At 56.6% G+C, this 14,270-nt stretch carries 13 protein-coding genes; 12 read left to right on the forward strand and 1 reads right to left on the reverse strand.

Going from position 1 to position 14,270, the window contains the following annotated elements; all coding sequences use genetic code 11:
- Positions 1-15: 15 nt before the first annotated feature.
- From BFQ04_RS27400 to BFQ04_RS27455, 12 genes are all read left to right on the forward strand, one after another.
- Positions 16-1,611, forward strand: coding sequence for a condensation domain-containing protein (locus BFQ04_RS27400; RefSeq protein WP_065953460.1), 1,596 nt, complete (start codon positions 16-18; stop codon positions 1,609-1,611).
- Between the two features lie 133 nt (positions 1,612-1,744).
- Positions 1,745-2,758, forward strand: a complete 1,014-nt coding sequence (locus tag BFQ04_RS27405; RefSeq protein WP_065953461.1) for an inositol-3-phosphate synthase — start codon at positions 1,745-1,747, stop codon at positions 2,756-2,758.
- Positions 2,759-2,773: 15 nt separating this feature from the next.
- On the forward strand, positions 2,774-3,994 hold the full coding sequence (locus tag BFQ04_RS27410; RefSeq protein WP_065953462.1) for a methionine adenosyltransferase: 1,221 nt from the start codon (positions 2,774-2,776) through the stop codon (positions 3,992-3,994).
- A gap of 9 nt (positions 3,995-4,003) precedes the next feature.
- Positions 4,004-4,813, forward strand: coding sequence for an SDR family NAD(P)-dependent oxidoreductase (locus tag BFQ04_RS27415; RefSeq protein ID WP_065953463.1), 810 nt, complete (start codon positions 4,004-4,006; stop codon positions 4,811-4,813).
- 3 nt (positions 4,814-4,816) lie between these two features.
- Positions 4,817-5,569 (forward strand): SDR family NAD(P)-dependent oxidoreductase, encoded by a 753-nt coding sequence (locus tag BFQ04_RS27420; RefSeq protein ID WP_065953464.1) that lies wholly within the window; start codon positions 4,817-4,819, stop codon positions 5,567-5,569.
- Between the two features lie 31 nt (positions 5,570-5,600).
- Complete coding sequence (locus BFQ04_RS27425; protein WP_065953465.1) at positions 5,601-6,644, forward strand: nucleotidyltransferase family protein; 1,044 nt, start codon at positions 5,601-5,603, stop codon at positions 6,642-6,644.
- Between the two features lie 67 nt (positions 6,645-6,711).
- On the forward strand, positions 6,712-8,205 hold the full coding sequence (locus BFQ04_RS27430) for a class I adenylate-forming enzyme family protein (RefSeq protein WP_065953466.1): 1,494 nt from the start codon (positions 6,712-6,714) through the stop codon (positions 8,203-8,205).
- A gap of 35 nt (positions 8,206-8,240) precedes the next feature.
- Positions 8,241-9,095: a glycosyltransferase family 2 protein gene (locus BFQ04_RS27435; RefSeq protein ID WP_065953467.1), complete on the forward strand. Its 855-nt coding sequence runs from the start codon at positions 8,241-8,243 to the stop codon at positions 9,093-9,095.
- Positions 9,092-10,444 carry an MATE family efflux transporter gene (locus tag BFQ04_RS27440; RefSeq protein WP_065953468.1) on the forward strand — a complete coding sequence of 451 codons (1,353 nt, stop codon included), beginning with the start codon at positions 9,092-9,094 and terminating at the stop codon, positions 10,442-10,444. The genes BFQ04_RS27435 and BFQ04_RS27440 overlap by 4 nt, the downstream gene beginning before the upstream one ends.
- 10 nt (positions 10,445-10,454) lie before the next feature.
- A complete protein-coding gene (locus BFQ04_RS27445; RefSeq protein ID WP_065953469.1) occupies positions 10,455-11,045 on the forward strand; it encodes a histidine phosphatase family protein in 591 nt (196 codons plus the stop codon).
- Between the two features lie 48 nt (positions 11,046-11,093).
- Positions 11,094-12,248, forward strand: a complete 1,155-nt coding sequence (locus BFQ04_RS27450; protein ID WP_065953470.1) for an aromatic ring-hydroxylating oxygenase subunit alpha — start codon at positions 11,094-11,096, stop codon at positions 12,246-12,248.
- A 21-nt stretch (positions 12,249-12,269) separates the two neighbouring features.
- Complete coding sequence (locus BFQ04_RS27455; protein WP_065953471.1) at positions 12,270-13,187, forward strand: GNAT family N-acetyltransferase; 918 nt, start codon at positions 12,270-12,272, stop codon at positions 13,185-13,187.
- Here the strand turns inward: BFQ04_RS27455 and BFQ04_RS27460 are convergent.
- Positions 13,166-13,906, reverse strand: a complete 741-nt coding sequence (locus BFQ04_RS27460) for a PIG-L family deacetylase (RefSeq protein WP_065953472.1) — start codon at positions 13,904-13,906, stop codon at positions 13,166-13,168. The two genes, BFQ04_RS27455 and BFQ04_RS27460, sit on opposite strands and share 22 nt — an antisense overlap.
- Between the last annotated feature and the right edge of the window lie 364 nt (positions 13,907-14,270).

Below are 14,270 nucleotides of genomic sequence, written 5' to 3' on the forward strand. Positions count from 1 at the left end.
CGGACGGTACACGCTATGGACAGCATTGAGAGTGAAGCTCGGCTGAAGCATTTATTAAAGTGCATGACCGGCAGGGATGATATTGATCCTCGCACGTTAATTGCCGACGTGTCGGACGGTGTCGCCTCTTTAAATGGTTATGCCAGCGCCCTGGCAATGACATTCGGCACTGCGCACCCCTTCGCCATGCTGCAGCGTTGCGCTTCTGTCGGCGATTTGATGGAGGCGTTGCGCGCAGAAAATGACGGGATGCCATGTGTCTCCACACACCCTGAGCTTGCGATGTTCACGCCCGCCAATCGCTATTCCTATTTTTTCAAAAGGGAGCGGCAGTTGCAGGCATGGACGGTCTGCAGCCCGCTGTGGTTACTCGATGGTCCGCTTGATCGAGAGGCGATGACGCGCGCAGTGCGTGCGGTGTTCGATCGTCATGAAGGCTTGCGACTGCAAGGGCGCATGACGGCGCTGGGTTGGTGCGAAACGATCAAGGCGGATCTGGATGAGTTGCCCATTACCTGGCTTGACTCGGACTTGCCCGATGAAGAGCAAGCCCATGCGCAGATAGAGGATGTGCTGGAGCGTGTCGTTGCTTCGTTGCAGTTCTCCGGTCCTCTGGTCCGGGTGCTCGCGGGGGGCATGCAACCCCAACGGGGCGTGATGTGTGTCATTGCCCATCATTTGATCGTGGATGACATCTCGTTTCGGCTGGTAAACGACGAGTTACTCGATCTTTACCAAGCGCACAAGAACCACCAGGCCCCCGTACTGGAGCCTGTTTCAATGACGTTGTCAGTGTATTCGGCGCGCTGCATCGATTACTGGAACGCGCGAGCAGAACAGCAGTTGCAATGGTGGCAACGACAGCCGTGGGAGCAGACTTCCCGGCTGTTCCCGTCGACGTCGGCTGATCCACAGCACGTTCAAGAGCGTTATTCCGAATCCAGCCGCTCGAGTATCTTCATCGAGAACCAGGAGCAGTTCTTTTTTACGTTATCCCAACAGGGCGTGACGCCTGCACAATTAGTGCTGGCGGCCGCAGGGTATGCGCTATGTGACTGGTTTGGCGTACCGTTTATCAACCTGGGGCTGGTCACCCATGGTCGGGAAAGTATCGCGGGTGCCGATACCCGACGGACAGTGGGCTGGTTGAGTGAAGTTGTCCCCGTGATCCTACCGGCCTCAGCCAGAGGTGATTCAGCCATTAACGGCCGACATACATTATTCAACCTGCTTCGCTCGGGCAAAAGTTACGGCATATTAAGGGAAATAGGCGCAGACCTGTCCGTGCGCAACAGAATGCGTGAACTGCCTTTGCCGGAGATCTCGCTCAATATCAAGTTGCAGCCCAACAGTAGCTGCTCGCTGTCCGGCGTACAAAAAAGTCGACGCACTTTTGACACCGCGCGATTCACTCAAGAGGCAACACGGGTTTACTCCATGAGTGGCGGTGTTTTTTTCAACGCCAATCGGCTTGTCTTTTCCTGGGACTATTCCCGTGGACGCGTGAGTCAAGCGTCGGGCAATGAACTGTGTGGATTATTTGCCGGATGGTTCAGGCGTTTGGCCAGTCAATGGGCCGGCCTGGAATTACCCATGGAAATAAGTGGATAGCGATACGCGAGGTCTTTAAGAAAGATCGACGGGTATAAAACGGGCGTATTGCTGCTGTGCGAGTGACTGAGCATAACGCCCTTGACGTCAGGGTGTGAAATAAACTTTGCACTTTTAACCAAAGGAAATAACGATGAATATTGCAATCGTTGGTGTGGGTAACTGCGCGTGGAGTTTGCTTCAAAGTATTGAAGTTGCACGGCGTGGGACGTTGAGTTTCACCTCGTTGATAGCGCCAAGAACGCAGGAGGATATTGCCGGGCTACGCGTTGTGTTGGGGTTCGATGTCAACCGAGGGAAGACCGGTAAGGATATCTCCATTGCGGCCAGCCAAGCGCCTAACTGCACCACGTCTTATATCGAACTGCCCCTGCTCAACGCGCCGGTCATGGCCGGCCCGGTGCTGGACGGCCTCGGCCCCGCGCTGGAGGCTTGTATGGAAGTCGACCCTGAATCCCGGGCCTGCGACCAGGCTCAAGTGGCCAATGCATTGCGAGCACACAAGGTTGAGACGGTCATTCTGTATTTGCCGGTAGGATCGCAACAGGCAGCAGAGCTCTACGCCAGAGCTGCACTGGATGCAGGCTGCAACCTTATCAACTGCACGCCGGCAGTGCTGGCAAACTCAACTGAGTTTGCGTCGGCGTTCAAGGAGGCAGGACGCATATTGCTGGGTGATGACATGCGCAGCCATGTCGGCTCGACAACCGTTCATCAAGCGTTGCTTGAACTCTTCAAAGAGAGGGGGCTGAAAGTAAAGAGCACCTATCAGCTGAACATCGGTGGCAACTGCGATTTTCTTAATATGCGTGACGGCGACAGAAGCGCGGCAAAACGACATACCAAAGCAGCGGCACTCTCGGACTTGCTGGATATCGATAAGTCGATCCTGGGTATTGGCCCCAGTGACTATGTGCCGTCGCTCAAGGATAGAAAGGTCGGCTATATCAATATCGTCACGGAAGGTTTTCTCGGGATGGAGATCCGGGTGGAAGTAAAACTTGAAGTAGAAGACAGTCCGAATGCGGCGCCGATTGGACTCGATGCACTACTGAGCGTTAAGGCACGCAGTGCCGGTGCTGAAAAAATTGACCTTACCTATGTCTGCCAACGGCTATTCAAAGACCCACAGAAGTTGGTTTATTAAGCAGAGGATGCCGCGATGAGTAACGTATCGATTGTCACGGATTCACACAGTCAAGTGGACGGGCCTGCAACGGAAACCGTCGAACGCAAAGGTTACGGTCACCCGGACACGTTGTGCGATCAAATATCGGAATTGACGTCGGTTCTGTATTCACAGTTCTGTATGAAACACTTCGGCCGAGTAGCCCATCACTGGTTCGATAAAGTGATGTTGATTGGCGGAGAAGCAGAGATAGGTTTCAACGAGGGTCGCCTGCTGACCCCGTACGAGGTGATCCTGGCCGGTAAAGCGGCGACGTGGGTGGGGGAGGTCGAGATTCCTGTCACCGCCCTGTTCAAGCAGGCCGCGATCAGTGTGCTCACCACGACCTTGCGCAATTTCTCACCGGACAAGGATCTGGTCGTCACCAACAGGGTTCGTTCAGGCCGAGGCCCTGGACAGGCGCCATCGCGTTATCGACCTGCTGATGCGAACGATTTGAACGGGGTCAGTGACGCCGAGCTGGTCTCCAATGACTGTAACGTGTGCTCGGCCTATTTTCCGCTTTCGACACTTGAAGAGATGGTCCTCAACGTCGATGAATACCTTCTGCATGGAGAGGGCGCTCAACATTTTGATTATCTGGGCTCGGACATCAAAACCGTAGGCTGGAGAAAGGGCACGCTTTTTTCATTGGTGGTCAACGTGCCATTCATTGCTGATTGCGTGGCGTCCTACGCGGACTACATGGAGAAATGCGAGGCGCTCGAGGAACATTTGAGCGCTTGGCTATTGAGCCGCTGGGCCCAGCGCACAGAGCTTGTGATCAACCCTGAGCGGCGCTGGAAGCGGGCATACCTCACCGTCACCGGAACAGTGGCCGACACCGGTGACGTGGGCGTTACCGGGCGGGGCAACCGAATGAACGGGCTCATCACGCCGGGCCGCGAGATGAGCATTGAAGCGGTGGCCGGCAAGAACCCGCTGGACCATACCGGAAAGCTCTACAACGCGTTGGCTGGCAATATTGCCAGGAGCGTGTACGAGGCTGGCGGTTATCCCTGTCGGGTGGGTATTTCCACGGTCAAGGGCGCTCCTTTGAAGTCGCCTGTTGATGTGAACGTGGTCATCAGTGCTCCCACCCATGCGCTGAACGCGCTGGAGCCTCAAGTGAAGACGATCATCGACGCACACCTGTCGCGCGTCCATGAAATCTCGACGGATTTCATCCGCGGCGACGTCATCCGCGTGTGTTAGGAGCAGAAAATGGATCAGGTTTATAACCACGCCGCGTACACACGTGGTCAAACCCCTGTCGATTTTGCGCTGAGGGGGCAAGCAATAGTCGTCACCGGGGGCGCATCGGGCATCGGCCGCGCCGTTGTGTCGCTGCTTTCACGCTGCGGCGCCTGTGTTATTGCGGTGGACCGGGATGAAACCCTGCTGCGTGAAACCACCGAGGGGTTGGCGGGCGTGATTGCGCTTGTGGCTGACCTGGACGAGGTGGAACAAGTCCATGAACTGTTCGCGACTATTTCACGCACCGTCGACAAACCCCTTTGGGGACTGGTGAACAACGCGGCGCGGTTTTTGATGAAAGGCTTGGAGGCAGAGCCTGAGGAGTGGCATGCCGTCTTGCACACCAACGTTGTGTCCCCGGCACTGTGCAGCCGCCTCGCGGTCGAGCGGATGAGTGGAGGAGGGGCGATTGTGAATGTGTGCTCTATTTCTGCATTGGTTGCCCAGCCGGGGTTCGCTACTTACAACGCCTCCAAAGGCGCATTGCTGACGATGACCAAATGCATGGCGCTGGACCTTGCTGCACAGGGCATACGCGCTAACGCTGTCAGTCCGGGTTCGATCTGGACCGAGTCCAATGAGCGTTATATCAAGCAACACCGCGGGCTCGATCGTGCAGGGGCCGACAGTGCGTCGGATCTGGGCGGGTTGCATCTCTTGAAGAGGATGGGAGAGCCGATGGAGGTGGCCAACGCTATCGCCTTTCTGTTATCGCCGCTGGCAGGTTTTATTACCGGCACGAACTTGATGATCGATGGCGGATATACCGCAGTGTGACTTATGCAAAGAGCTGATCGGATTTACACCCGCGCGACACCCGAAGCGCTACGCGGCAAAGTCGCCCTGGTGACGGGAGGTGCGCGCGGACTGGGACTTGAGATCTGCCGTCAGTTGGTGGCGCATGGCGCCCTGGTCGTACTCTGCGCGCGCAAGGCCGGCGACATCGAGCATGGCGACTATCGGGTGGCTGCGGATATTGCGGGCGTTGATGTTTTTCCACTGGATGTCAGCGATGCCTTGTCCATCGAGCATTGCAGGGCGTTTGTCATCGGGAAATATGGCCGGCTGGATATTCTTGTCAACAATGCAGGCGTGTTCCTGGACGACCCAAGAAAGGATGTGCATGTGTGCCACGCGTCCCAGTTTGCGGACACCTTGACGGTCAATCTGGTGGGGACTTATGCGGTGACCGATGCTTTTATCAGCGATATGCGGCGCCACAACTACGGGCGAATCGTAAACGTCTCAAGTGGTATGGGGCGCTGTGTTGAACTTGACGGTACTGCGGTCGCGTATCGCACGTCCAAGGCCGCGGTTAATACGCTGACCAAGATTCTCGCCGACAGAGAACGCCCCTACAACATCAAGATCAATTCGGTATGTCCGGGATGGATACGCACTGATATGGGCGGGGATTGCGCCCCACGCTCCGCGGCGGCCGGTGCGTTGGGCGTTCTGATTGCCGCGTCGTTACCCGATGACGGTTACTCCGGGCAGCTGCTGCGCGACGGTGAGCGTCTGGGTTGCAGTTAGCCCACTTCAACGAGGGAAGGGAGAGCGAGACATGGAGCATTTAATTGAAGTGGTGAAGTGTTACATGGGTGTAAGCAGCCCGGCGCGCATCGATATCGACGGGCTGCTTCCTACGATTTTTGAACACAGCATTCGCAATAAGCTGCTTCCTGTGGTTGATAGCGTGCTGACCGACAGCGCCCTTGAGTTTCCTGCACGCCTGGCCGAAGCCATGCACGTGTTGGTAGCCCACGAACAACGGCGCATCCAAGAGCATTTGCATGAAGCTCAGCGCCTGGGGGACCTGCTGGAGCGCGCGGGAATTGCTTACGCGATACGCAAGGGGCCGGCCCTGGCCAATTTATACAAAAAACCCTTTCATCGCCCCTATGAAGACATTGACCTGCTAGTGGCCCATGAAAGCGCCAAGGCGATACAGGCAGTGCTGGCGGAAGACGGCTACCTTCCCGGTGCGTACAGCCGGCATACCGAAACGGTCAAACCCCTTGGTCGAGCGGCTCAACTTCAATATCGCCTGAGCCCTGACCACTTGCCGCACCTGCATAAACTCGCACCGCACACGTCGCTCAAGGCGTTCATGGTGGACGTCGCGTTTACGTCAGGATGGCACGGGGATGCGTTCGACTGTGTGACGCAAGCGGAGCTTGACCGTGCGGTTCGCGCTGACGGATTTAACAGGCTCAACGAGCCGGACGGCTTCATCAATCTGGCGCTGCACTTGTATCGAGAATCCTATTTACCCGGCACGGTACTTCGCAGCGCGCCGTCGCTGCGCTCGTATGTCGACGTGTTTTTATACTTCAACGCTATGCAGGCGCCAGAGGCGCTGTGGTCTTCGGTTCACAACGAAGCGCTGCGCCGTGTTCTGCGCCAGGTCATCGAGGTGGTCGGTGTGGTATTCGGTGTCGACCTGTTGAACAGCCCCAGAGTGTTTTCTGACGAAAAACTGTTGTATTCCATGAATCGGGATGGCGTAGACGTGCCCCTGGGATTATCCCTTGTCGAGCGCATGGCGATGCTGTCCCATCGGGAATACGCGACCTGGATCGCCGGTCCGTCGGGGCTGATCAAATGAGCTTGTTGGTCAGGATAAGTGCCCCCGCGGCGAAGCCTTCGTCAGCGTGCCTGCAGGAAATGCGTGTATGACTATCGAAACTGATCGCTTCTGCTTGTCCGCATTGCTGGACACGGCGGTAGCGCTGGCAGGCGACCAACCTTTTATCGCCTCGGGCTCTGCCACGCTGACCTATCGCGAGTTCAATTCAGCGGTACTGGCCTGTACCCATCGACTGAGCGCTTTGGGCGTTCGCAGGGGCGAACGCGTTCTGATAGTGAACAGCGCCGTTATGCAAACGGCCATTCTTGCCTTTGCCTGTGCGCGATTACAGTGTGTCTTTGTGATCGTCGATCCCGGTGCACGTTCAGCGACCATGAACTACATCGTGGAAGACTGTTCGCCGGCGCTGGTCATTGGTAGCGCGGTGGCTGACCCGCACTATCGCGAGGTCAACGTTCAACCCTGGGGCGAAAAAGCCTGGAGGGATACGCGCTGCACTTCATCCTGCGCCCAAGACGATGCGGTCTGCATCCTTTACACCTCGGGCTCCACCGGACGTCCAAAGGGTGTCGTCATAAACAATGGCGGCCTTCAGTTCGTCCTTGCGGCCATTCAGCACAGGCTGGGTTATCGCGAGCACGATGTGGTCGCCTGCTACCTGCCGCTGTCGTTTGACTATGGTCTGTATCAGCTATTTCTCGCATGCCAGGTGCGCGCAAGCGTCGTCTTGCGCTCCCCTGCGCCTACGTCGGCGCTGCTGGTCAGCGCAATCAAGCAGGATCGGATCACCGTTTTGCCACTGGTGCCCAGTCTGTGGGAGGCGATGGTCTATCAATTGAAGAGGCGTGCGCACGCGTGTGATGGCCTGGCCCTGAGGATCATCACGAGTACCGGTCAGGCCCTGCATACGCAGCTGATTGATGGCATGAGAACGCTCCTTCCCCACGTTGAACTATTCCCTATGTATGGGCTGACGGAGTGCAAACGCGTGTCTATCTTGCTTCCCGAAGAGTACCCGTCGAAAAAGGGCTCGGTGGGTCGCCCTTTGGCGGGGACGTGCGTGAGGGTCTGTGATGAGCAGGGCGTAACGCTGATGCCTGGGGAAATCGGTGAGTTGGTAGTTACCGGCGATCATGTCGCCGACTACTGGGCAGGTGCTGAGGTCATCAACGACGAGGTGTTTCGTAGCGTGGACGGGCAACGGCGCCTGCATACGGGCGACTACGGCTACATGGATACGGATGGCTTCATTTTTCTGGTCGGTCGACGAGATATGTTGATCAAGCGCCGCGCTCATAGAATTTCACTGAGCGAAATTGAAAGCTGTTTGTATGACTGTCCTTTTATCACAGCCGCAGCCGTCACGTGGGACGCCGACAGCGACCGGTTGACGGCGTTCGTAGTGGTGTCCCCGTCGACCAATAAGCACGCCGAGCATATCCATGACTATTTAGCGGACGTGCTTGAGCCCTATAAGTTGCCGGATCACTACCTGTTACTTGAATCATTTCCGCTTACCGCCAATGGGAAAGTCAATCGCGCTGCCTTGAACCCATTGTGGCTCAAGCAAACCCCATGAAGCCGCGAACGGCCACCTGATAAATGGAGTGTCACATGCATGCTTTGCAAAATGGATCTGTGCCGTATTTTTCAATCGTCATTCCGACCTATAACCGTCCCATGCTCCTGCGGCGGGCCTTGCTTAGCGTGCGTGCGCAGCGGTTCAGAGACTTTGAAGTCGTCATTGTCGATGATGGATCAACCCCGTCATGTGCTCCGGCTGTCGAAGAGTTTGCCGACCTACCGCTGCGCTTCATTTACCAGAAGGGCAATCAAGGCGCCGCATGTGCGCGCAACACCGGTATCGATGCAAGTCGAGGGCGATACATTACTTTTCTTGACGACGATGATGAGTACCTGGCGTCATTCCTCGAGCAAACCTACGCGACACTGGTGAAGGCCGAAGGCCGCGTGTTTTTTACGTGGTGTGGCGCCGAACTCCTGAATTATTCCGCGCACAGCACCAGCGAGTTCACCACCACCACTCGCACGTTTTGCGCATCGCCGTCTGCCGACGGCAGTACGCTTGAGGACCTGTTTTCAATCGGAATAGGCTTTGGGGTCACGGTAAAGTCCGATTGTCTAAAGAAAGTCGGCGGGTTCGATGAACGCCTGCGCACCGTCGAAGATACGGATCTTTTCTTCCGCCTGGTACTGGCTGACTACCAGGCCGGGGTCGTGCCCGGTACGCACTTGCGCTTGCACAATCATCATCAGTCCAGACTGACGGGCGTGGCCAATCACGAACGGCGTATTGATGAATGTCGATGGTTGCTTGAACGCTATGAATCGTTCCTTGCCAAAAATCCGGTACTGAGAAGTCAACTGCATTGGCAGATTTCCAACTTGCAGAAGCAATTATTCCAGACAGATGACAGCAATGACGCGCCAACACGGGATCGACCGTGAGTGCACAACACTTCACCCACCGCGTGGGTGCGCTCCTGGTCTTCAGCTTGCCTGTGTTGGCCATCAGCTTTCTGCAGTCGCTCACCGGGTCTATCAATGTCGCCTATATCAGCCGACTGTTGGGCCCTTCCGCGCTGGCGGCCTCGTCGAATGCCAACATGGTAGTTTTCCTGATCATCGGCGTGCTATCGGGATTACCGAATGCGGTAATGCTGCAAGTAGGACGCGCTACCGGCGCGGCCCATGTCGAGGCAGTCCGAAAAACGTTCTACGAGACCCTGCTCGGGTTCATCATTCTGGCGGTGGCGCTGAGTGTGGTGATCTGGATCCTGACGCCGCAGATCATAACGATGCTGAGTGTACCGACAGACTCTCGCGCAATGGCGGTCAGTTATTTGCGTGTCATGTGCCTGTCTCTGTTTTCCATGCTCGTGTTCTTGTTTGTGATGATGGCACTCAGAGGGCTGGGAGAAACCAAGGGCCCATTCATCTGGATCGCGGTGGCCGTGCTATTGGATGCGGCGTTCACACCGTTATTGATCCTGGGTTTTGGAGGGTTTCCGGCCTTGGGAATCGAGGGCGCTGGCTGGTCTGCGTTCCTTTCCCAGACCGTGGCACTCCTGGGGATGCTGCTGCAAATGCATCGTCGCCACCCGCTCCTCAAAGGCGCAGCCGACTCTCTTCTTATCAAGGGTTATTCCTTCAACGCGACTGTCGAGATGGTCAAAGAGGGCGCGCCATTGTGCCTGCAGATTTTTCTTGGCTCGGTGTATTCATTAATTCTATTCGCGCTGGTCAATGGTTTCGGATCGACCAGCACTGCCGCGTATGTCGTCGTCACGCAGGTTTGGAACTACATTCAAATGCCCGCCCTGGCGTTGGCCTCGGGGACCTCGGTGCTGGTTGCGCAACAATTGGGGCGAGGTGACCGTGAAGAAGTATGGAAAATCACCAGGGCGGCGGTCTTGTGTAATGTCTTGATCACGTCGAGCCTGGTGATCATCAGCGTTTTATCCATCGAGCCGATATTTGCCTGGCTGCTGCCACACGATCCTGAGGCACAAAGGATCGGCGTGCATCTCAACGCTGTCGCCGCCGGTTTTATTGTGCTGTTCAGTTCGTCGGTGGTGCTATTCGGGGTGTTGCGCGCCAATAAAGTCTACTTTGTGCCACTGCTGACATTTTCGATCACCCAATTCGTGATTTGCCTGCCGTTCATTTATCTATTTCGTCCTGCCTTGGGAGTGGATGCGGTCTGGATCAGCATTCCGATCAGTTACGTGCTGCCGTTGCTGGTGGCGCTGATTTATTTCAAAACCGGCATGGCTTCCAAACGCATCCAATATTGAGGAGGCACCGATGCACATCACCTTTATCCGTCATGGTCAGACCCCATTCAATGCAGCCTGGCTGGCCGGCGCTCCGCGTCCCACGATGCCGGACCCGCCACTGACACCGGTCGGTGAGAACCAGGCCATGCAACTCAAGCAGTGGCTCGAAGGACGGGCGTTTGAAGCGGCCTTCACCTCCCCTTATTCACGGGCGCTCCAGACCGCGCGCTTATGCGGTTTGAGTTCGATCATTCAGGTATCGCCCCATTTGCGTGAGGACTTTGTGCATGAGTGCGATGTCGGCTCTGCCCCGGACCACCTTGCCACAGCATTTCCGGAATTCGACCTGTCCGGCGTAGCGCAGGCATGGTGGAGCGGCGAGGAAGCGCTCGCAGAGCGGGTTGGCCGTGCCTGGAAAATGCTGCAAGCAACGCCTTGGGAAACGGTCGCAATCATCGGGCACCGTGGCTATTTCAAAGCCATGTTGGGTGTCGAGTTGGAGAACTGTGAAGTGGTGCAGATCGAGTGGGACCGTCAACGCCCCTGGTCCCTGGAGGATGGCAAGAAGACCTCGATTATCTGGAAGCCCGATGCGTCGCTCTACCCGCGGCAGGGCTGATCTTTTGACGGCAGGGGAGCACGCCTTCCCGATAACAGGAGTTACGCCATGCGCGCTCAAAGGAAAAGAGAGATTGCGGAACAACTCAAGACATTGCTGCGCAGCGGTACCTCATCGCTCGCTGAGACCTTCCAATTTCATCCGGTGGACGTTTATAAAAGCCCGTCTGTCTTTCAGGCTGAACGGTCGGTGCTGTTTACCCAGTATCCGTTTATTGCAGGTTATGAAGCAGAGCTGCCCGACGTCGGCTCCTTCGTAACGCGGGAATTGGTGGGTGTGCCGATTTTGCTGACCAAGGATGAAAGTGGGGAGATTCGAGCGTTCGTCAACATATGCCGGCATCGGGGCAATAGGTTGTGTCGGCAAGCACATGGCCAGCAGCGGACGTTCGTCTGTCAATACCATGGCTGGGCTTATGACACTACCGGGACGTGCCTGTCTGTGGCCAATGCCGCCGCCTTCCAGGGCCTTGATCGTCAAAGCGTCGGGCTGCAGGCGCTTTGCGTCCAAGTAAGGCATGGTCTTGTGTGGATTCAGTTGCCTGGCGCTGCTGCATGTGATGTGGCCGGTTTCCTGGGCGGCGAGCTTGATCAGGACCTGGCCGACTATTTGCCTCGCCTGCGAACGATTGCGCACCAGCGTGAAGACCGTATGGCGTTCAACTGGAAGTTGGGCGTGGAGACTTTTCTAGAAATATTCCATGTCGCCACTCTGCATAAGGAGACGATCGCCCCGCATTTTTACCGAGGGGTCATGGTGCACGATCGCCTTGGACGACACTCTCGTATCGCTGCCGCTCGTCCCTCGCTGGCCCGAACGGAAACAGATGTCGGGGCTGACGATGTCGACGAACATGTCCTGCTGATTTACCTGCTGTATCCCAACACCGTCTATTTGCTCCAACGCCATCACGTGGAGGTCTACAGCTTTTATCCCGGTAACAGCCCCAGTGACTGTCTGGTGCGCACGGCGCTGTTAAGGCCGGACGGGAAGCTGGCGGACCGGGCACGCAGCCTGTGGGATAAGAACTGGGCGTTTTTATGTGAGTCGGTGTATGACGAGGATTTTTCCACGGCAGCGCGGGTGCAACATTCCATTGAGTCGGGTGCGATCGAGCAGTTTGTATTCGGCCGTAACGAAGAGGCATTGCAATCCTTTCACGCCACTATCAAACGCTCTCTGAGTGAGAACACCTTCACCTGAGAGGACGAGGACACCGCATTCATGGACAACGTATTTTCTGTAAACATGTTGCTCGCCTACCACGAACGCGTGGCTCAGGCTCCATCAATTGAGCGCCTTGCGCGCCGGTGCATGCCGGAATTGCGCCAGCATCAGGCGCTCATTGAAGAAAAGCTCTATCCGCAGGCTGAAGGAGCGGTGGAGTGCCTCATTCTCTGTCATGTGTCAGACGAACTGGTGGGCGCGATTTCGATGGCGATACATGGCCCTGCGGGGCGTCGGGTTGCCGGTGTCAGAACTTTGTTGGTCGATCCTGCCTTTCGCAAACGCGGTGTCGCCTCACGGCTGATACGCGCAGCCGAATCACAGGCGGTCAGCCATGAGGCATCACGGGTATGGCTGTACTGCTCACTGCCCAACTACCTGTACCCCGGCGCGCCTCTGAATGACTCGGCTATCGCTGGGTTTGCTCAGGCATTGGGCTATGCTGCGGTCGTCAACACCTACGACATGGGAGTGGATCTTCAACATCAGTCGTTCAATACGGCGTGTTCCGAGGGAGAAATACGGGCGGTCGCGACACCGGCTCAAGCGGCGCAACTGCTGGCATTCTGCGCTGAGCAGTTTCCGGCATTTGAGGCCGAAGTGCGCATGGCATTGGGGCGCATCAAGCCCATCGCTTATGTCGTTGTTCTTTGCGATCAGGTGATTGGCTTCTGTGTGGCGGGCGCAAATAACGCGCCCCTGGGCGTCATCGGCCCTGCCGGCATTCACCCTGAGCACAGACGCACGAACGCATTCCGTTGTTTGCTCGAGTCCTGCATGACTGACCTGCAGCAGCGCGGTCACACCTTTGCACGCATGCAATGGTCCGATCCACGCTCGCCGACCTTTTACCGCAGATACTTCGATGGGTTTGTCTGTGGCGAGTTTGTCATTTACGCCAAGGATTTCAGCTGAGGCGCAAGACGCTCGGCCGCCCGGGCGCTCAGCCACAGTCGCTCGCCGCCCCTGGACTCGATTTGAGCAGCCCATTGTGCGACCTGCGGCGCAGAAAACTGCGAGGCATAGCAACCGACCAGATCACACCAGTGCCGTGCCTTGAATTGCCCCAGGGTCGCCGGCTGCAGAGGCTGGCGTACAAGCTGACTGAAATGCTGGGTCTGCCGCGCGATTTCATCGGGCGTGAATGCCAGTGCGTAAGGCATATCCTCGTAGATCACCACTGGCTCACCAGCGGCTGCGGCAAGGCCCGCCCAGAGTGCGATGAGGTGGTCGGGGTGCCTGACCGCCATGGGCACCATCCAGATACCCCGTGGGATTTGCGCCTGCCTCAACGCCTCGACGAGCGCTTGGACCACGGGGCTGTCCGGGCCATGGGCCGAGTGAGACAGCGGCGCGCAGGGAGGGCGCAGCGGCTCATCGACCATGCCCAAGTGGTGCAACGTGGCTTGAGGCCCCAGTCGCTGGACAAATGCCAGGTCTTCTTGATAGCGCACTGAAGTGACGACGTCGATGGAGGCTGACGCCTCAAGTCGAGGCGCCCATGTCGACGTGGTGAAGCAGCTTATGACGCGGACCGATGCGCCCTGGTCAATTAAAGTCGACAGGCTTTGCGACAGTGACAGCGCTGCATCGTCCGAGTGGGGTGAGACGACGTTGATAATGAGTTCGCTCATATACGAGGTATACCTGACACATTGATTATCTTCAATGCCCGTCAAATCGGTGCGTGTCCCGGCATCAGGGGGCAGACCAGACGGACTTTTATATGCAGGTAGTGGCCCATTAATATTGCTTATGCCACGGTGTCAATATATTGGATCCATTATTCAAGTACGACGCTCAATTAAAGCGCTTTAGCGCTATTTAATATTTAAATAACACTGGACTTAGATTGGGCGCGCAATGAGCAATCACGCCCAATAAATGCTGCGCGCGACTTCCTGATGTTGAACCTGCATCACATTTTCATCAGTGAAATAGTTGTAGACGAAAGATTTCAAGTTGTGTCAGTTTTCTTACGCCTTCAAAAGAGGTGAG

The sequence above is a fragment of the Pseudomonas sp. 37 R 15 genome (assembly GCF_900004865.1).
Lineage (GTDB): Bacteria > Pseudomonadota > Gammaproteobacteria > Pseudomonadales > Pseudomonadaceae > Aquipseudomonas > Aquipseudomonas fluorescens_AM.